This is a genomic window from Desmonostoc vinosum (assembly GCF_059505385.1).
In genome coordinates this window covers 1-19,869 of sequence record NZ_JCACKM010000061.1, presented here as the reverse complement: position 1 = coordinate 19,869, position 19,869 = coordinate 1, and the positions used below count along the sequence as shown (strand labels likewise).

The window sequence follows — 19,869 nt, the reverse complement described above, 5'->3', positions numbered from 1 at the left end:
TAGTCGGAAAACATCAGTGGGATAGCACACCTGTACTACTCCGCTGAGTTTTTGTATATATTTAGTTGCTTTTTTATACATTCATATTTCGCAAAAAGTCAAGCATATTGAATTATTAATATTTTTTACTTTCGAGATTTTGTGATTTACCTAATAGCAAGAAAATTTTATCCTGAGAATGAAAGTTTATGATCAATCAAGTTGTAAAATGGTTAACGAAAAAACTACAGAATTGCCACTCTGGGTACAAGATAGAGATATAGTCATTGCTCAAGATCAAGAAGTACAGTGGCGAGAAGGAAAACGTCCAGATTATTCATTTACCAATGAATTTCTTAATCGAGAGAGAAAATTTCAGCATTCCGAAGGTTCTTTAGAAGCGCTCGCTCAAAATTTAGTCCGCACTTTTGAAATGGAAGCTTCTCATAAATCTAATCCCGAACAGTGGCTTTCTATTGTTGCTGATAAGTTTAAAATGAGTAGCAATGGCGGACAACAATACACTGCCCAAGAGGTTGCAACTCAAGGAACCTATAACTTATTTCTCGGTGAAAGTGAGCAGTATAGTTCCAAATCAGAAACCTTTGAATCTTCATTTGAACTTTTTCATACAGCCTTTCCTAATGGCTTCCTTTGGGAATTAACAGAAGTACTTTCTGGGCCGCCTAGTGTTACCTTTAAGTGGCGACATTGGGGAACATTTAGTGGTTCCTATAAAAACTATACACCTACTGGAGAAACAGTAGAAATGGTAGGAGTTAGTATTGCTCGCGTTACTGATGATTTGAAAATTGAGTCCTTGGAGCATTATTTTGATAACAATGCTTTTCTGCAAAAATTAACGAGTGGTGGTTGTCCTTTCCACCCCTAAAATGATGATTAGCATCAGCGTTTGCAATATTCCAATGATGAAAATACTGAACCATTAACTATAAAGCAAAAGCTATATTTAGCAGGCTTATTGCAAAAGTAGTTCTGTTTGCGTTCTTCTTTGCGCGGCAGTTGCTCATGGGGAAAACCACTCTTCTGCGCGCTGCCTTTGCGTGTTAGTGTTCGCGAAGCGTCTCGTAGAGAAGCGGGGCGTAGCCCGGTAAAAAAAGATTTATGCATGAGGTCTAGTATTCAAGGATATGGGTGCATCTAGTATTGACTATGAATCAGCCGACAACAAAATCTTGGCAAGAAGTTCTTGCAGCTTTTAAAAAAATTTGGGGTTACGAAGATTTTCGTCCACCACAGGGAGAAATCGTCAGCAGTTTGTTAGCACAAAAAGATGCGCTAATAATCATGCCCACAGGCGGAGGAAAATCAATTTGTTTTCAACTGCCAGCATTGCTACAAACAGGTTTAACTTTAGTAGTTTCACCTCTAGTAGCATTAATGGAAAACCAAGTACAAGAACTGCAACAATATCATCAAAAAGCTGCACTTTTACACAGTGAATTATCTCCATCCCAACGCCGATTAACACTGCAAGCTTTAGAAAAACAACAGCTAAGATTACTTTATCTATCACCAGAAACTTTACTAAGTCTGCCAGTTTGGGAAAGATTATCTCATCCCCAATTACAAATTAACGGTTTAATTCTGGATGAAGCTCATTGCTTAGTGCAATGGGGAGAAACATTTCGCCCAGCTTATCGCAGATTAGGAACCGTCAGACCTGCACTGTTAAAATCAAAACCACTAGGCACAAAAATCAGCATAGCCGCTTTTACTGCCACTGCCGACCCCTCTGCTCAAAAAATCATTCAAACAGTCTTACAATTACAGCAACCAGAGGTTTTTCGCTTAAATCCCTATCGTCCTAATCTCCATCTCAGCGTTCGTATAGCTTGGACACCAAGAGGCAGAAAGCAACAATTATTAAAATTTATCCAAAATAGACCACAACAAGCTGGGTTAATTTACGTCCGTACCAGACGAGATAGCGAAAACTTAGCCCAATGGTTAGCAGAGATGGGTTATGACACAACTAGCTATCATGCAGGATTGGGTGCAACAGAACGCCGTGCAGTGGAAACTAGTTGGTTAGGTGGTAAAATTCCCTTCGTTGTCTGCACCTGTGCATTTGGTATGGGAATAAATAAACCAAACGTGCGTTGGGTAATTCACTTTCACTCGCCACATCTGCTATCAGAATATGTGCAAGAAATCGGCCGTGCTGGCAGAGATGGAAAACCAGCCGAAGCATTAACTTTGATGAGTGAACCAACAGGATGGTTGGATTCAGAAGATAAGCAAAGACAGCAGTTTTTTCAACAACAAATGCGATCGCAACAGCAAACAGCACAACAACTAATCAAAAAACTACCACAACAAGGAGAAGTTAATAAAGTAACGCGACAATTTCCCGATAGTGCGATCGCATTAGCTTTACTTCATAGCAGTGGTCAGTTAAACTGGCTTGACCCTTTTCATTACATCATAGAAAGCAAAGCTAAGAGTCAGCCATCAACACAATTACATGCTGCTCAACAAATGAATCAATACTTGAATCATAAACAATGTCGTTGGCAGTTTTTATTAAACGCTTTTGGTTTTGCCAAAGAAGTACCTAACTGGCGTTGCGGACATTGCGATAATTGCCGCTAGCCGAGTGATACCATGTCCGGCTAATCACTTATCATAAAAATTTCTCCCTTGTCCCCCTTCGGGTGACGCTCGCAAGCTCGCTAACGCAGTCGCCTGCGGAGGGAAACCCTCCTTTACTCGCTGTCTCACCGCGTCTCCCTATCTCCGCGTCACTTTAAACGGACATGATATGAGGATGTCAAATTGAGTTTATAGATGCCCAATCCCTAGTCCCTAATCCCCAATCCCCAATCCCTCAAAAGATAGAGTTTGCAGTCATAACCCTGTTGTAAAATAGACATAAGAAGGATTCGGGGGGCCATTTACTGGTCATAAACGCCTATAGAGACCATCTTCGGTAATCTCCAAGGTTTAAAGTCCAGCCAGCTGAAGCAACTACAGCGGCTGTACCACCAGCGCATACCAGGCGATCGCATCACCACGCCTGAGTTTTCTCAGCGACTGGCAGCAATTAGTACTGAAATCAATCAGCCTGTGTGTGCCTACCTCAACCGTCGCGGACAAGTGATTCGTGTAGGGGTAGGCACACCGCGTCAAACGCAAATTCCACCGCTGGAACTGCCCCGTTACGGTGCAGAACGACTCAGCGGTATTCGTTGTATCGCCACTCACTTAAAATCAGAACCGCCTAATGAAGCAGCACTGACAGCGATGGCATTGCAACGGCTAGATGCGCTGATTGTAATCAACATCACAGGGTCAGGATTTCAACGGCGGGGAGGCGGTGCTACTGGGTATGTCAAAGAAGCCTATTTAGCTCATTTGGCATCAAATACCAAACAGCTAGTCTCAACTCTAGACTCAGGAATCAAAACTCAAGACTCATCCCTATATTCCAGCGTATCGCCGCCTTTGAGCTTAGATACACTGGCACAACAAGATTTTATCGACTTAGTAGAAGGTCTAGAAGCAGAATTCCGCCGGGAATTTATCGCCCAAGAAGTCGATGCCGACCACGATCGCGTGTTACTTGTAGGGCTAATGACTGATGATCTGACTCCTCAACGATTCCAGGACACCTTAGCCGAACTGGCACGGTTAGTGGATACAGCTGGTGGAGAAGTATTACAAACAGTACAACAAAAGCGATCGCGCATTCATCCGCAGACAGTAGTCGGTGAAGGTAAAGTGCAAGAAGTCGCCCTGACTGCCCAAACTTTAGGAGTCAATCTCATCGTTTTTGACCGCGACCTCTCACCCTCCCAAGTCCGCAACTTAGAAATGCAAATTGGTATTCGGGTGGTTGACCGCACCGAAGTAATTTTAGATATCTTTGCCCAACGTGCCCAATCTCGTGCCGGGAAATTACAAGTAGAACTAGCACAGCTAGAATACAACCTACCGCGACTCACCGGTAGAGGACAAGCAATGTCCCGATTGGGTGGTGGAATCGGCACTCGCGGCCCTGGTGAAACTAAACTAGAAACCGAACGCCGCGCCATTCAACGACGGATTTCTCGACTGCAACAAGAAGTCAATCAATTGCAAGCACATAGATCGCGCTTACGACAGCGACGACAGCATCGAGAAGTCCCCTCAGTAGCTTTAGTCGGTTATACCAACGCTGGCAAATCCACCTTACTAAATGCCTTAACCAACGCGGAAGTATATACAGCCGACCAGCTATTTGCTACTCTTGACCCCACCACGCGCCGCTTGGTAATTCCTCATGCCGTAACTAGTGAATCCCAAGAAATTCTGATTACAGATACAGTAGGGTTCATCCATGAATTACCCGCGTCTTTAATGGATGCCTTTCGCGCTACTTTAGAGGAAGTCACAGAAGCCGACGCCTTGCTGCATTTAGTGGATTTGTCTCATCCAGCTTGGTTGAGTCATATTCGTTCAGTCAGGGAAATTCTAGCGCAAATGCCAGTAACCCCCGGCCCAGCATTGGTTGCTTTTAACAAGATTGACCAAGTAGATAGTGAGACACTAGCACTAGCCAGAGAAGAATTTCCTCTAGCAGTGTTTATTTCTGCAAGTCAGCGCTTGGGATTAGAAACCCTACGCCAACGCCTTGCTCAGTTAATTCAATATGCTGTTGACTGTGGGTAAATAGAGAGTCTTAATGGTATTTTTAATTTTAAGACACCCAGTAGCAATACTGGGTTTTTTCCTGATATGAAGCTAAAAATAAAGTGTTTTTAAACATAGGTCTGTATTATAGACAACTTACTATTAAATACCTAAATTAGTATAAGCCTAATTTATTGGGTGCTTTTTGTATCAGATGGATAGCTCTTTAACAAATTCCTATCTTCATCAATTGAGCCTTGACTTTCTGTTTTGTCAGTACTGAACAGCATGAAAAATCTCTTTGCAATTTTTAAAGTACCTGCCTTTTTGGCTACTACTGCCTTTGTAGCGTCGCTTTCTGTTCTTTCCCCGGCTAACGCCGCTTCTATGAATTTCACTATTGATGACTTTACAGGATCTGATACTCGGGTCAAGTTCACCTTGGATGATGCAGTAGCAGGTTCTGGTAAAGTTCAGTTTAAAGTAGACTTTTTATCGACTGGCAGTAACACAATTGCTGATATTCGTGGAGTTTTCTTTAACATTTTGGATGATACACTTCTGACTGGTCTTCAAGTAGTAGGTACAGATGTAACAGCTAAAAAATTTGGCCCTGCTGGAACGGTTGATTCTGTTGGCAGCAATAGTAACAATCTGAACGGCAATGGAAACCAGAAGAACTACTTTGATGCTGGTGTAGAAATTGGTCAAGAAGGTATAGGTCAAGGAAAAGGTGACATTCAATCAACGACCTTTACCCTATTCCACAATTCAAAAGCTCTAACTTTGGCTCAATTTTCCGAGCAAAACTTCGGAGTACGTCTAATGAGCGTAGGTTCTGGAAACAATCGTAATGGAAGTAGCAAACTGAAAGGGCAAGCTTCTTACTACACCCCACCACCACCTCCACCCAAAAAGGTACCTGAGCCTACAACAACAGTTGCCCTCGCTTTATTTGCCTTAAGTACACTGAAAGTTGTAAAGAAAAAGTCTCTAGTACCAGTTTAATTAAAGCTTTTTCAGAGGTTGCGCTGGGTGATACCAGACGCGCCTCTTCAAGGATATTTCATCTAAGTAAACTTTATCCCTCATAACATCTAATCTTAAAATTAAAAATTTTTGAAGCGCAAAAAGCACCTAAATATAAATGTTTAGGTGCTATATATTATTTTGTAAAAGTAATATTATAAATATTAGTCAAATTTCGTGAACTAAAAGTTAATATTTCATCTTCTATTGACTACCTTGATATTAGTAATCCCTGTTAGTACTTTCTAAAGACATAAGCCGAAACTGTGTAGAGCAACCATAGTCAGCAACAACGTTCTAAAATTAAGAAGCATTAGATTAAATTGAGGATATTATGGCTGCAAAAGTGGAAATTTATACTTGGAGGACTTGCCCGTTTTGCATTCGTGCTAAAAACTTGCTAAGCAACAAAGGAGTTGAATTTATCGAATACAGCATTGATGGAGACGAGGCAGCAAGAAGTAAAATGGCTCAGAGAGCAAATGGTAGACGCTCTGTGCCCCAAATCTTCATCAATGACGATCACGTCGGTGGTTGTGATGATATCCACGCTTTAGACCGTCAAGGCAAGCTTGACGACTTACTAGCATCTAGTTGAGAAACTTTTGAGCAATATTAAGAATAACTATTAAATTTCTTGGCGATTGAGGAACAAAGCGTGAAACTAGCTTTTATCATTGATCCCATCCATCAGCTTGACCCGTGCCATGATACTAGTGTTGCCTTAATGGAAGCAGCGCAAATCTTAGGACACGAAGTTTGGGTGACTCAAGCAAACTTATTAAGTGTGGTGGAGGGCAAAGCTTGGGCTATAGTACAGCAAGTAGAAATTGTACCAGTGGAGTTGATAGCAGGGCGCTGGGTAACGGCGAATCCTTGGTATAAATTGAGCGATCGCTCCCTAACTCCCTTAGAAACGATGGACGCCGTATTCATGCGGACAGATCCACCAGTCAATGATTCCTATCTCTATGCTACATACATCTTGGATTACATTGACAAAGAAAGAACCTTAGTAATTAATAGCCCCAGCGGCATCCGGGCAGCAAACGAAAAACTTTACGCGCTTCAGTTTACTCAAGCGATCCCAGAAACAATTGTCAGTGCTGATAAGGAGTTGATTCGGCAATTTGTGCAAGCCAAAGGAGCAACGGTTCTCAAACCACTGGGAAACAAAGCCGGGGAAGGGATTTTGTTTTTGCAATCAAGCGATCGCAACTTCAACTCCATCGTTGAACTCAGTACTCTCCAAGGACGAGTGCCAGTCATGGTACAGACTTACCTACCAGAAGCCAAAGAAGGTGACAAGCGAATCATCCTACTCAATGGTGAACCAATCGGCGCACTTAATCGCCTTGCTAGTGGAACTGATTTTCGCAATAACATGGCAACTGGTGGCACAGTCGCTCAAACCGAAATTACTCCCAAAGAGCATGAAATCTGTACCCAGATAGCCCAAAAACTACGCCAAGACGGCTTAATTTTTGTAGGTATTGACGTTATTGGGGGCTACCTTACTGAAGTAAACGTTACAAGTCCCACAGGAATTCGTGAGATCGACCGATTGGACGGCACTCACCTTGGCCATCAAGTTATTCAATGGGTTGAACAGGCGCTAAGCAATTCAAAATAAAGAAACACTACTTGGATTGGGTAAGCATCTTGGCTCTTGCATGAGTTCAAATCGAACCTTATAGAGATAACCAAAATTGGGGATGGCAACAAAATTGCTAACCCCTATATCTAGAGAAACCCTATCTAGAACTAGCAGATTGTATACAGCGCTCAGCTTGATCTGAGACTGCAAATTCCATCTAAAATCTCAAATCTAAAATCATTTAATTCCTTGGTGTGCGTCGGTTTCTCAGAAAATCGGGAATATCCAATCCGGGTTTCTCTTTAGGAGGTTCTGCAACTGGTGTTGGGGGACTAGCTGCTGGCGGCTGTGATTGTGGTTGTGGCTGTGGTTGTGATGGTGTTGGTCGTTTGGCAGTAGCCGCTACTCGGACATTAGTTACGTTTTGTTGCGGTGCTGCTTGTACCTCACCTGTAAAGCCAGTAGCAATTACAGTAATTCTGACTTCTCCTTGCAGTCTGTCATCAATCACAGCACCGAAAATAATATTGGCGTTGGGATCAACAACTTCATAAATTGCTTCTGCTGCAGCATTCACTTCATGTAAAGTCAGGTCGCTGCCACCAGTGATATTAAAGACAACTCCTCTAGCTCCTTCAATAGAACATTCTAGCAAGGGTGAGGAAATAGCAGCGATCGCCGCTTCTCTAGCTCTAGATTTACCCGAACTCACGCCAATCCCCATCAATGCCGATCCCGCATCTGCCATTACAGCCCGCACATCGGCAAAGTCAACGTTTACCAAACCGGGGATCGTGATGATATCAGAAATTCCTTGCACCCCTTGACGCAACACATCGTCTGCATAGCGAAAAGCTTCCTGCACGGGCGTTTGCTCTGGGATCACTTCCAGCAATTTATTGTTAGGGATAATAATTAGCGTATCTACCCTACTTTTTAACCCTTCAATTCCCTGCTCTGCTTGACTGGTACGGCGACGCCCCTCAAAGACAAATGGACGTGTGACTACACCAACAGTGAGAGCGCCCATTTCCTTAGCGACTTCTGCCACAATCGGGGCTGCACCCGTCCCAGTGCCACCTCCCATACCAGCAGTAATAAACACTAAGTCTGCACCCTCTAAAGCTGTGGCAATTTCATCTCGTGATTCCTCAGCTGCCTTTTGACCAATAGCAGGATTACCACCCGCTCCTAAACCGCGTGTTAGTTTCTGTCCAATTTGCAATCGGCTCGGAGCGCCAGCTAAAGTAAGAGCCTGGGCATCAGTGTTAATTGACCAAAACTCCACACCAGAGACATCAGACTCAATCATGCGATTGACGGCATTGCCACCACCACCGCCAACACCTATCACTTTGATGTTGGCAACCCGACCAGGTACAATCTCACCAATCCGGTTTTCAGCAGGATTTTTCTTGGTATCGTGGTTTTGACCAAAGTTCAGCCCAGAATTATTAAAGGGATTGGTCGAATTAACTGCTAGAGAAAACCCCGGCTGTCCCATCGACTGGGAGTTTTTATAGGTAAGCCCTTGGTTATTATCAAGTGTCATTGGATTTGTGAAAGGTAGATAAACGACTTTTTCAGGTGTTGTTCACCTAAGAGTCAACTATAGTTTGACACTGCCACAATATATGGCATTGTTCTTTATTGTTCTCACTACTTCCAACCCTAACAGGATTGGTAGTGCAAAAATTTGCTCTAGGATAGCTCTAATTAAAGCAGCTGCTCGCACAGCTAATTCTAGAGAAGTATACATACATTTACTTAATATTTTTATGTATAACTTCAACCAGGTATTGATTACTTTACTTCTATGTTGCCAAATTGGCGAATCATATTTTTGGCATTTACAATAGTCTCCTATTACTACTGTTTTTCTAAACAGGTGATAAATTTTACAGTTATAGATATTAACTTTTTTTGGGTTCAATACCATAAAATCAGTATTTAGCTTGTATAATTTATACAAGCCCAAAAAATAGAAATACGACTGTAAGTAATTCATTTTTTGCTTGAGATTGGTTGTAAGTAATAATTTTGAGTAATTAGGTATACACACAAAACCAACAAAAATCACTCTGCACCCAAAACCCTCATTGAATGCTGCTATTTGTGAAAACACGTGATTATGCGTCTTGTCTGCCACGATAATATTGCTAATAGGTTTTACCATTGGAAAAGATTGCAACTTGAAACTCAAAATTTGCTTTTGACTTACCTATACCTATGCTTGAAGCAAAGAACAATTTGCTCGTCAGATTTAAAAACACCCTGATTGATTTATGGTTGAGGATTCCTTGATAGAAATTTATTTGGATAGATATTCAAACTGATGGCAACCCTCACCAGTGTAGTCAACAAACCAAGAGTTGCAAAGACATTTTATAACCCATAATCAGGTTAAGGTCTTTTACTCCTAAAGAGATTTTAGGATTGCCTCTGTTGTTTTGCTTAGAAGCTAATGCTGATTTTTGTACAAGCCGTGGAAAAACTGAAAATAATAAATATTTTTATCAGCATAATACTTCTTAATTTACCCAGAAGCACTCACAATATCAAAAATACTAGATATTTCTCATTATTTTGGAATGAGACTACGGTATTTTTGGTTCACTTGTACTAATGGAGATTCGGGATTTTTCAGATCAATATACTCTATTTGATTAGGATTGAGTTTTGCTGGCAAACGGCGCATTTGAGCAAGTACCTCGATTTGTTGAGACAATTGAGGACTTGGGACACCAAGATGTACATTGCCTAATTCTGTTTTTAAAATTAAGTTTGTAGGATCTTGGCAATTAATTTCTGTCACTTTCACAGAACTGTGGCTAATCGCTTGATAAATTTGAGTCCAATAGGGGCGGTATTGTTTTGGTGAGCCAATAACTTTAAGCTTGGGCAATTTTCCTTTGGAATTTAGGGATGTATATTTTTCTAAAGGTATCCAAACTCCATTTGCATCCACTAAGCCCAAGGTTGCTTGCTTATTACCACGATGCTGATTTTGTTCTGTTGCTGTTTGAGTGAGTGCCACAGGTACTCGTTGTTGGATTTCGATAATTAATCCAGGAGGAAACAGGCGACGGCTGACAGTTGCTTGAGCGATGGCTGGTTGTTTTTTTAAGCCATCTGCGATCGCAGATGGCTTAATCCGCCATAGAGACTGAGGATAAGATAGCGCCAGTAATGACTGAGTTACCTCATCTGACAACAATTGATCACCTGACTTCATCACTATTTGTTTGGGAGCATTTAGCACCCACATTGGTTGAATTGCTACCCACAGCAATCCACCAGCCAGACCACTAATGGCAAAGGTTCGCCAAATAGCCTGAATGATTTTCATCTGCCGCTGCCGACGTAATTTCTTACGGCGCTGGGCTAAATCCGTATGGGAAACTGATACTATACCAGCCATTCAAACCCCTTTCTGGTTTCAGTCCTATTTCTGAATCTGCTTTGAGCATTTACTAACTATCAGTAAACCCTGTCGGCACACATAAGTGACTCTTCTCAGGATTTTTTCACTTTTAGTAACACTTTACAGCAACCACAACAGGATTGTGGGGCTAGTAATTATTGCCACTCCAAGTTAAGTTGCTTCCACTGGTCAAAGACTGTAGCCTTTTTGCTATGAGGTACAGGGCACTGGATACTCCAAACCTTTTCATAGTCAAAATATAGCTACTTTTGCAGCAATCAGTGTTTTCAATCATAAAGTAGGCAACAGAAATTTCTCCCTAATTCTCCACCTCACACAATTCAATTTTGATGAGCCACTTTTCTTGACAAACAATATGTGGAGTGGTAGTTCTACCATGACTAATTTTCAAGTACCTTGCTAGAATTAATACCAGTCTTACTTTGTCAGCTATACAAGCCATGAATTTTACACTTTAGTAGCTTTTTTAGCGTAAATATTAACCTTTAAGGGTTTGCACTGAGCTAAATTCAATCTACATATTGTCAAAACTTCAATAGCAGCTGTAAAAAGGATAGAGATACTGAACGTTATTAGGGTCAATTAAATCTCTACTATGTTACTGGTAATTGCTTGCAGTAGACTTACAGCAGGTACCATCTTTTGCTTAATGCATCGAAATCGCAAGCAAATTATGTATCCATACATCAAGTAGAAATTTTAGTATAAAAAACACCATTAAATCGCATCTGCACATACCTCTAAATACACCCCTACATAACATGAGAACGACGTTAAATTTGTCACGTTTCTACAAAGCGTGTAATCCTAGCTACACTTTAAACATCAGTGAGGTACTAGATCGACAGTATTATATAGATTTTGCGGATGTACGTGGTTGTAAGATAGTTGAAGAATTACAACGAACTATTATCCGTATTTCTCCGGACGAGGCTACCTGCCAGTTATTTACTGGTCATATTGGTTGTGGGAAATCAACAGAATTGCAGCGCCTCAAAGCAGAGTTAGAATCGGCAGGATTTCATGTGGTTTATTTTGAGTCCAGTCAAGATTTGGACATGGCAGATATTGATGTCAGCGATATTTTATTGAGTGTGGCTCGTCAAGTCAGTGTTAGCTTAGAAAGCATTGGCATTAAGCTCAAACCTAATTATTTCACCAATTTATTTAGAGAGATAGGCGATTTTTTGCAAAGTCCTGTAGAACTGTCTGGACAAGCAGAATTATCTTTAGGCATTGCCAAAATTACCGCCAAAACCAAAGATAGTGCCCAATTACGTAATCAACTCAGGCAATATTTAGAACCGCGTACCAATAGCATTTTGCAAGCAATTAATGAAGAAATATTAGAAAAAGCTGTTGAACAGCTAAAGTTGAGAGGTCAAAAAGGACTGGTAGTAATTGTAGATAACCTAGACCGAGTAGATATGCGTCCTGTGGCATCGGGGCGCGCACAACCAGAGTATCTCTTCATCGACCGAGGCGAACAGCTAAGACGACTTAAATGTCATGTAGTTTACACAATTCCTTTAGCGTTAATTTTCTCTAACGAGTATGAAACACTAAAAAATCGCTTGGGGGGTGGTATTGCACCCAAAGTGCTGCCAATGGTACTAGTACGGCAAAGGGATGGCAGTGACTACGAGCCGGGAATGTCATTATTACGTCAGTTAGTATTAGCAAGAGCGTTTCCAGAAGTTTCTTGGAATGGCAGGCTGTTATTAATTGCAGAAGTATTCGATCATCCTGAAACTTTAGATCGTTTATGTCGTGTCAGTGGGGGACACATTCGCAACTTATTGGGTTTGCTTTATAGTTGTCTGCAACGCCAAGATCCACCTTTTTCCAGAGATTGTTTGGAGGCTGTGATTAAAGATTATCGTGACGATCTGCTATTGGCTATTGATGAATGTCAATGGGAATTATTGTTTGAAGTAGTGCAACAGCAGAGAGTTAAAGGCGAGTCTGACTACCAAAGTTTACTACGAAGTATGTATCTGTTTGAATACCGCGATCCTATAGGACGCTGGTTTGGTATTAGCCCAGCATTAGCAGAAACAGAAAAAGTTTTCGCTTGGCAGCAAAATAATTTAAAGGGAAAAGAGAATAGGGAACAGGGAATAAGGAACTCACGTTTTTAAACATGGGTTTGCAAGAGAAGGGGTTTTTAATAAATCTGAACGATTTCAGAATTCTACCTGAGTTGTCAGTTATTGTTCTCTAATGAATTAATGACTAACAACTAATTTTTGATGTAATGTTTTTTATTCTTTTTTGATACAATTTTAGTTATGACAAAGTGGCAACCTACAGCAGAGGTGTCTTATGATCAGCCCTTGGGATACTCTACAAAAACCCCTTTGGGGGATGCAGTTGCTTGGGTTGGAGAATACTCTCGCAGCATTGCTCCACCAGTACACATCCACACTCATGAAAATCAGAATGCTCTGCAAAGGCTGATTCGAGCGATCGCACTTTCTCATGGTCAATTTGCCCTAATTTTAGTTCGATGCAATTATCGGCAATTGCGTGAGCAAATGTTAGAAAATCTCCGCTACAATACCAAAGATATTAATTTAAAAGAAATTTTTCTTCACCCATCAACTAATGTCTTACACAGCACAATAATCTCAGAGTTGTCTCTAGGCAATCCTGTTGTTACAGATGCTTTGCCATCAGCAGTTATGGTTTTTGGACTAGAGTCAATCATCAATATTGAAGACTTACTAACTAATATTAATCAAGCACGAGATATTTATGCTGCAACTTTTCACTTTCCACTAGTGTTGTGGTTACAAGATGAAGTAGCGTCATTACTTTCTAGATTAGCGCCTGACTTTAAAAGCTGGGCTGCAACCACTATTAAGTTTGAAATGCCCAAAGCAGATTTAGTTGCTTTGATACGTCAAGAAACAGAATCTCTATTTGTTAAAGTTTTAGAGTCCGGTACTGAAAGATTTTTGTCTAATGCCTCGTTAGATTTAGATCCTAAATCTCAACATCGCCATGAAATCGAATCAGCTCGTAATGATTTGCAGCGCCTATATGGGGTCAAATTAGAATCAAAATTAGAAGCGAGTTTAGAAGTAGTTTTAGGGCGAGATAAATATGCCAATGATCAAATCAATAGAGCTTTAGCTCATTATCAAAGAAGCTTGTCTTTATGGCAAAACGAAGCAAAAATAGCGAGTTTGGCAGACGATCCAGAACACAAATCTCCATACCAGCTTTGGCAAGCAATAGTACTATTTCACTTGGGATTATGTTACCGCAGAATGGCAGACTTACACCAGGGTTTTAACAGTAGTTATTGGAAACATGCTGTTTTATGGTTTAAGCAATGCCTAGATTTATTAGAGGCAGAACAACGAGAAGATTTAGTTGCTAAATTTATTTTACCTGCTTGTGAAATGCTGCAACGCTTACAAGCTTGGGAAAACTTAGAAGAATTAACTCAAAAGTCATTAAGGCTACATCAAACTTATGGAACGTCGGCTCAAATTGCTCAAGATTATGGTTTTTTGGCAGATGTAGCTGCTTCTAAATCGAATTGGGTACTTGCTTATCAATTAGCAAATACAGCACTTGCTATCTCAGAAAAAGCAACAGAAGTTTCTCGACAACAAGAAAGTTGGTATCTTTTATTATTAGCACGTGCACAGCGACATTTGGGTCAATGGGAAGAGGCAATCAATAACTTGGAATGGGCAAAAATAGTTTGTGAACTACAACATGAGCCATTCCTGTATTTAGAAATTTTAGATGAATTGCGATCGCTCTATTTTTCTGAGCGCCATGACTATAGAGAAGCTTTCAATCTCAAACGAGAAAAAATTCAAATAGAACATCAATACGGGTTTCGTGCCTTTATTGGCGCTAGCCAATTGCAGCCAAGAAGCTACAAAATTAACTCCATATTGGAGCCACAAAAAATACCATTTATCCCTGAAGGAGTTGCTCAAGAAATATCTGCCTCTAGACGACAGCAAGATGTAAATCGCTTGATAGAAAGAATTACGCGTGCTGATTATAAACTCACAGTAATTCACGGGCCATCAGGTGTTGGCAAAAGTTCAATTATTAAAGCTGGTTTAGTACCTGCTTTAAAAGGAAAGGTAATTGGGGAGCGTATTTGTTTACCTATTGTAGTGTCTGTTTATACTGATTGGATCGCAGCATTAGGAAGCTGTTTCAACTATCTATTTACAGATACAGAAACATCGGTTTTTATCTCAGATTTTACAATTAATATAATTCTGAATAAAATTCGTTTAGCTGCTGAGCGTAATCATACATTAGTTATTGTTTTTGATCAATTTGAAGAATTCTTTTTTGTTAATAGCTCCTTAGCAGAACGAGTGAAATTTTATGAATTCTTTGTTGAATGTTTAAATATTCCATTTGTGAAAGTTATTTTAGCTACAAGAGAAGATTATTTACATTATTTGTTAGAGTTTGAACGGTTAAATAATAGTAGTTACCATAGTTGTAACTTAGATGTAATTAATAAAAATATTCTTGATAAAGATATTCGTTACTATTTGGGTAAATTTGATTATCAAGACACGATAAGTATAATCTATAGCTTGATTCAGCGTTCGCATTATGAGATGAGCGATGAATTAATCAATCAATTAGTGCAAGATTTAGCAGGAGAGATCAATGAAGTACATCCTATTGAACTACAAATAGTTGGCGCTCAACTGCAAGCAGAAAATATTACTACACTTGAGCAATACCAACTTTGCGGTGGTTCAGAAAAGCTTGTAGAACGTTGGCTTGAGGAAGTTATTAGAGATTGTGGTCAGGAAAACGAAGCATTGAGCCAGCAGTTATTATTTGAGTTAACGGATGAAAAGGGTAGACGACCACTAAAGGCAAAGGCAGATTTAATAGCTGCATTTAAAACAGAAGAAGATAAACAAATAAAAGAACATTCTGATCAATTAATTTCATCATTGGAATTAATTTTAGAAATTTTGGTAGGTTCAGGGTTAGTATTACGAGTGCAAGAAGAGTTGGGCGATCGCTACCAGTTGGTTCACGATTATTTGGTTGAACCGATTCGCCAAAAAAACAACTATGAGATGGTTGCCATAATAGAAAAAATCAAAATTGAAAAAACTCAAGCTGAGGTAGCCCAAAAACTTAGTAAAGAACAGCTAAATTTGGTTTTACAACGGCGTCTGAGAGAAGCACGCATCACAGGTGTAGCACTGGCGATGATGGCAGGAACAATATCAGCGTTATGGTGGCAAGCTGATTTACAAAAAAGAGCCGCAGTACGGCAAACTCTACGAGCTGAACGCAGCGAAACTAATTTGAAAATCAATGCGATCGCCGCCTCTAGTGAAGCTCTTTTTGCCTCTAATAAAGAATTTGATGCCTTGTTAGAAAGTTTGCGGGCATGGAAAGCCCTTCAAAAAGCAGATGGAGTCAAAGCGGATACCCAGATGCGGGTAGCTGTTGCCCTGCAACAAGCAGTTTACGGAGTCACAGAAATTAACCGTTTGGATGGACACACCGATATTGTCTGGGGCGTAACTTTCAGCCCAGACGGTCAGTTGCTAGCATCAGGCAGTACGGATAAAACAGTAAAACTGTGGCGTCGTGATGGCACTTTACTTCAAACTCTCAAAGGTCATCAAGATGCTGTTACCAGCGTTAGTTTTAGTCCTGATGGTCAGATGCTTGCTTCTGCTAGTCTCGACAAAAACGTGCGAATCTGGCACAGAAATTCAATCACTGGTGAATTTAATCCCCAGCCAGATAAAATCCTCAATGGACATGGAGATTGGGTTTACAGCGTTAGTTTTAGTCCTGATGGCGAGTTGCTGGCTACTAGCAGCAAAGATAAAACCGTAAAAATTTGGCGTCAAGATGGTAGCTTAGTGAAAACTCTCAGAGGACACCAAGGATGGGTTAATTGGGTAAGTTTTAGTCCTGATAGTCAATTTATTGCCTCAGCGAGTGACGACAAAACAGTCAAAATCTGGGGACGAGATGGTAGCTTAGTCAAAACTTTGCAGGGGCATCAAAAAGGAGTAACTGTTGTCGCTTTTAGCCCTGACAGCAAACTGCTAGTATCAGCAGGTCGAGATAAAACAGTAAAACTTTGGCAACGTGAGAACAAAGATACTCTCAGCTATCGTCCTTTAAAAACTTTACAGCAGCATATTAGTACAGTTTGGAGTTTAAGTTTTAGCTCCAATGGTGAAAAACTAGCTTCCGGAAGTGACGACAATACTATTAACCTCTGGAGTACTAGTGGAACTTTACTTAAAACCTTCAAAGGACACAGCGATGCTGTTACCACCGTTGCTTTTAGTCCAGATCATCAATTGCTGGCATCGGCAAGTTACGATAAAAGTGTGAAACTGTGGAGCTTAAACGCTCCAACCTTGCCGATTCTCCACGGACACCGCGATCGCGTTTTAAGTGTCGCCTGGAGTCATGATGGCAAAATGCTGGCTTCTAGCAGTCGCGATCACACGGTAAAACTTTGGCAACGCGAAGCTAGCAACGGCGAGGTAGAAACCCGAATTTACAAGACATTAGTAGGGCATACAGGTAAAGTTCCTAGTGTCAGTTTTGACCCCGATGGTAAAATGCTAGCTTCAGGAAGCTTTGACAAAACAGTTAAACTTTGGCAAACAGATGGGACTTTAATCAAGACTCTCCAAGGACACACTGATAGTGTCACAAGTGTGAATTTCAGCCCTGATGGTGAGTTATTGGCATCAGCTAGTAAAGATAAGACAGTAAAACTTTGGAACCGTAAGGGCCGTTTGCTCAAAACTTTGGTGGGACATCAAGATTGGGTGAATAGCGTCAGTTTTAGCCCTGACAGTCAGATTATAGCTTCTGCTAGTGATGATCAAACAGTCAAACTGTGGCGACGCGACGGGAGTTTAATCAAAACTTTCTTACCCCATAATGGTTGGGTGTTGGGTGTGAGTTTCAGCCCTACCGATAGACTGCTAGCTTCTGCTAGCTGGGATAATACAGTCAAACTGTGGCGATGGGATGGTACTTTGCTCAAAACTTTGTTAAAAGGATACAGCGATAGCGTCAATGCTGTAACCTTTAGTCCCAATGGTGAATTACTCGCTGCCGCTAGTTGGGACAGTACAGTCAAACTCTGGAGTCGTGAAGGTAAATTAATTAAAACCCTTAGTGGGCATCATGGGCCAGTATTAGGTATTAGCTTTAGCCCAGATGGTCAAACACTAGCATCAGCTAGTGATGACAACACGATAATTTTGTGGAACCTACATTTAGATGAGCTACTTTTTCGTGGTTGCAAATGGGTGAGTAACTACCTGAAACACAATCCCAATGTTGAAGAACGCGATCGCCTTCTTTGTGATGACATTACTTACAAGCCTTAACTGCAAGACTCTCATTCACCATTCAAAGGAGCGATCGCTAATCAAAACTTCATCATTATTTTTGAGTTCGCTACTCTCTTGAGTGGTTTCTTGTGGCAAATTCACTAAAAATGCTTGTAGTCTCATGCGTTCAATATAGGGCCAACCCCCTTCTGATTCAATATCTTTCAGTAATGAATAGAGTTGTTGGCGATTATCAGGTAAACTCTCTTGAAAAGCTCCATCTCGGATATCTCTGTGTAGCTGCTCTAACTGCCGCAACAATGCTAAAAGAGCCATAGCATTTCCTTGACAATCTTTAGCCACATCACTCACCACAGTGGCGATCGCTTGCAATTCGCAGGATAACTTTGCTGATTCTAGTTTTATATCGTTGTTCATACCACCCCTACATTGTATGCATAATTAGGTCAACTCAAATTTATCGAAGATTTTCGATTTTCGATTGTTTTTCAAAATACTTAGTGTCAAATTAAGTATTCAGTATTAACTGTTAGGAATTTAGTATCAAGTTTAATCATTAGCTACTAGCCCCCGCTTTCGCCAGCGGCTCACAACTTTTTGCAATTCCAAGGATAACCAGCTATCAAACTGGGGATAAACTGGCAAACGTGGTACTAGATTCCACCCAGCAGGCTGTACAATTTCTCGCAGTACCTGCTCTTGAAGATGGGGATAATTGGGGTTAACCTCATCTTTAGGCCCAATTCCGCCTAAATCTCGCGCACCTGCTTCTAAGCAAGCAAGTAACAATCGATCATCTTTAACCAGATTAGGCGGGATTTGGATAGTAACATTTGGCGGTAAGATTTCACATGCTTGAGCAATTATTTCTGGTAGTTGATGAGGATTAAAGGATGGTGCATTAAAGGTTTGCTGATTTCCTGGACTGTGGGGTTGTAAAATTACTTCTTGAATGTGATGATAACGCTGATGTAGCCTAGATATAGCTGCTAATGTTTCCCAGCAATCATCAACAGTTTCTCCTATTCCCAAAAGTAACCCAGTTGTAAAAGGAATTTGCAACTCTCCTGCCCACTGTAATTGTTGCGATCGCAATTGCGGTAACTTACTCGGTGCGTGCCGATGCACAGTATTCAATAATTTTGGCGTTAGCTGTTCTAACATTAACCCCATTGAAACATTAACATCCTTCAGCTTTTGCATTTCCGCAAAACTCAGCGGCCCTGCATTGGTGTGTGGTAAAAACCCCATTCCCAGGGCTAACTCGCACAAATCATAAATGCGCTGAAACCATGCTTGGCGCTTTGGCGAGTCAGGATGCACTTCTCCACTCAATATCAGAATTTCACATATATTTTCATTTTGCAGGCGTTTTAAGATATTTTCTGCCGCTGATAGAGTTAACCAAGGACTTGTACCCGGTTCAGTGCGAAAGTTGCAGTAAGTACAGCGATTAAAGCACTCGTAAGTGGGAACGATTGTATAAGCAGGGCTATAAGTAACAACCCGATAATTCTCAATTCGCATAATAAAAAATAATATATAACTCAGTTGAATGATTTCAAGTCTATATATTCTGGGCGATCGCAGAAACAATTCTTACGCAATAGTGTTTACTCACACTATTTTTTATAGGTTTTTAATTGTAAACATAGCTCAAACACTTGATTTTCAAGGATTTTTGGAAAAATATTAAAATTTTTTTGCAAAAGTACTTTACAAAATTAAATAATATGTTTAAGATATGTAACAAGGTAAGCAAATTCACTTACCTAACACATACATAAACGAAAAGCAATCATAAAACCATGACCGCAACCTTACAACAG

13 protein-coding genes are annotated in these 19,869 nt (G+C 40.6%); 8 read left to right on the top strand and 5 right to left on the bottom strand.

Annotation, left to right across the window (positions count from 1 at the left end; genetic code table 11):
- Positions 1-208 precede the first annotated feature (208 nt).
- From AC5JMF_RS10825 to gshB, 6 genes are all read left to right on the top strand, one after another.
- Positions 209-871: an ester cyclase gene (locus tag AC5JMF_RS10825; RefSeq protein ID WP_495795713.1), complete on the top strand. Its 663-nt coding sequence runs from the start codon at positions 209-211 to the stop codon at positions 869-871.
- 281 nt (positions 872-1,152) lie between these two features.
- Complete coding sequence (locus AC5JMF_RS10820) at positions 1,153-2,595, top strand: RecQ family ATP-dependent DNA helicase (RefSeq protein ID WP_495795712.1); 1,443 nt, start codon at positions 1,153-1,155, stop codon at positions 2,593-2,595.
- Between the two features lie 321 nt (positions 2,596-2,916).
- A complete protein-coding gene (gene hflX, locus AC5JMF_RS10815) occupies positions 2,917-4,653 on the top strand; it encodes a GTPase HflX (RefSeq protein ID WP_495795729.1) in 1,737 nt (578 codons plus the stop codon).
- A gap of 249 nt (positions 4,654-4,902) precedes the next feature.
- Positions 4,903-5,622: a hypothetical protein gene (locus AC5JMF_RS10810; RefSeq protein WP_495795711.1), complete on the top strand. Its 720-nt coding sequence runs from the start codon at positions 4,903-4,905 to the stop codon at positions 5,620-5,622.
- Positions 5,623-5,977: 355 nt separating this feature from the next.
- Complete coding sequence (gene grxC, locus AC5JMF_RS10805) at positions 5,978-6,241, top strand: glutaredoxin 3 (protein ID WP_495795710.1); 264 nt, start codon at positions 5,978-5,980, stop codon at positions 6,239-6,241.
- Positions 6,242-6,301: 60 nt separating this feature from the next.
- Positions 6,302-7,276, top strand: a complete 975-nt coding sequence (gene gshB / locus AC5JMF_RS10800; RefSeq protein ID WP_495795709.1) for a glutathione synthase — start codon at positions 6,302-6,304, stop codon at positions 7,274-7,276.
- 205 nt (positions 7,277-7,481) lie between these two features.
- Here the strand turns inward: gshB and ftsZ are convergent, their stop codons facing one another.
- The 3 genes from ftsZ to AC5JMF_RS10785 all read right to left on the bottom strand — a co-directional run bounded on the left by ftsZ (position 7,482) and on the right by AC5JMF_RS10785 (position 10,661).
- Positions 7,482-8,792, bottom strand: coding sequence for a cell division protein FtsZ (gene ftsZ / locus AC5JMF_RS10795; protein ID WP_495795708.1), 1,311 nt, complete (start codon positions 8,790-8,792; stop codon positions 7,482-7,484).
- 57 nt (positions 8,793-8,849) lie between these two features.
- The gene (locus AC5JMF_RS10790) at positions 8,850-8,999 is read right to left on the bottom strand and encodes a hypothetical protein (protein ID WP_495795707.1); all 150 of its coding nucleotides are present in this window, start codon (positions 8,997-8,999) and stop codon (positions 8,850-8,852) included.
- Between the two features lie 822 nt (positions 9,000-9,821).
- Entirely contained in the window at positions 9,822-10,661 is an 840-nt protein-coding gene (locus AC5JMF_RS10785; RefSeq protein WP_495795706.1) for a cell division protein FtsQ/DivIB, read from the bottom strand.
- 785 nt (positions 10,662-11,446) lie between these two features.
- Here AC5JMF_RS10785 and AC5JMF_RS10780 point away from each other — a divergent pair.
- Together AC5JMF_RS10780 and AC5JMF_RS10775 are read left to right on the top strand one after the other, a co-directional pair.
- Positions 11,447-12,826 (top strand): P-loop NTPase fold protein, encoded by a 1,380-nt coding sequence (locus tag AC5JMF_RS10780; RefSeq protein WP_495795705.1) that lies wholly within the window; start codon positions 11,447-11,449, stop codon positions 12,824-12,826.
- A gap of 150 nt (positions 12,827-12,976) precedes the next feature.
- On the top strand, positions 12,977-18,076 hold the full coding sequence (locus tag AC5JMF_RS10775; RefSeq protein ID WP_495795704.1) for a WD40 domain-containing protein: 5,100 nt from the start codon (positions 12,977-12,979) through the stop codon (positions 18,074-18,076).
- A 15-nt stretch (positions 18,077-18,091) separates the two neighbouring features.
- Here AC5JMF_RS10775 and AC5JMF_RS10770 read toward each other — a convergent pair whose 3' ends face one another.
- Positions 18,092-18,457 (bottom strand): hypothetical protein, encoded by a 366-nt coding sequence (locus AC5JMF_RS10770; RefSeq protein WP_495795703.1) that lies wholly within the window; start codon positions 18,455-18,457, stop codon positions 18,092-18,094.
- A gap of 132 nt (positions 18,458-18,589) precedes the next feature.
- Positions 18,590-19,567, bottom strand: coding sequence for a 7,8-didemethyl-8-hydroxy-5-deazariboflavin synthase subunit CofG (cofG, locus tag AC5JMF_RS10765; RefSeq protein ID WP_495795702.1), 978 nt, complete (start codon positions 19,565-19,567; stop codon positions 18,590-18,592).
- Positions 19,568-19,869: the final 302 nt, after the last annotated feature.

Excerpts from the sequence above, each read along its gene's own strand:
- AC5JMF_RS10825 (WP_495795713.1), top strand. The coding sequence starts at position 209 with ATGGTTAACGAAAAAACTACAGAATTGCCACTCTGGGTACAAGATAGA.
- AC5JMF_RS10820 (WP_495795712.1), top strand. The coding sequence starts at position 1,153 with ATGAATCAGCCGACAACAAAATCTTGGCAAGAAGTTCTTGCAGCTTTT.
- AC5JMF_RS10810 (WP_495795711.1), top strand. The coding sequence starts at position 4,903 with ATGAAAAATCTCTTTGCAATTTTTAAAGTACCTGCCTTTTTGGCTACT.
- grxC (WP_495795710.1), top strand. The coding sequence starts at position 5,978 with ATGGCTGCAAAAGTGGAAATTTATACTTGGAGGACTTGCCCGTTTTGC.
- ftsZ (WP_495795708.1), bottom strand. The coding sequence starts at position 8,792 with ATGACACTTGATAATAACCAAGGGCTTACCTATAAAAACTCCCAGTCG.
- AC5JMF_RS10790 (WP_495795707.1), bottom strand. The coding sequence starts at position 8,999 with ATGTATACTTCTCTAGAATTAGCTGTGCGAGCAGCTGCTTTAATTAGA.
- AC5JMF_RS10785 (WP_495795706.1), bottom strand. The coding sequence starts at position 10,661 with ATGGCTGGTATAGTATCAGTTTCCCATACGGATTTAGCCCAGCGCCGT.
- AC5JMF_RS10780 (WP_495795705.1), top strand. The coding sequence starts at position 11,447 with ATGAGAACGACGTTAAATTTGTCACGTTTCTACAAAGCGTGTAATCCT.
- AC5JMF_RS10775 (WP_495795704.1), top strand. The coding sequence starts at position 12,977 with ATGACAAAGTGGCAACCTACAGCAGAGGTGTCTTATGATCAGCCCTTG.
- AC5JMF_RS10770 (WP_495795703.1), bottom strand. The coding sequence starts at position 18,457 with ATGAACAACGATATAAAACTAGAATCAGCAAAGTTATCCTGCGAATTG.
- cofG (WP_495795702.1), bottom strand. The coding sequence starts at position 19,567 with ATGCGAATTGAGAATTATCGGGTTGTTACTTATAGCCCTGCTTATACA.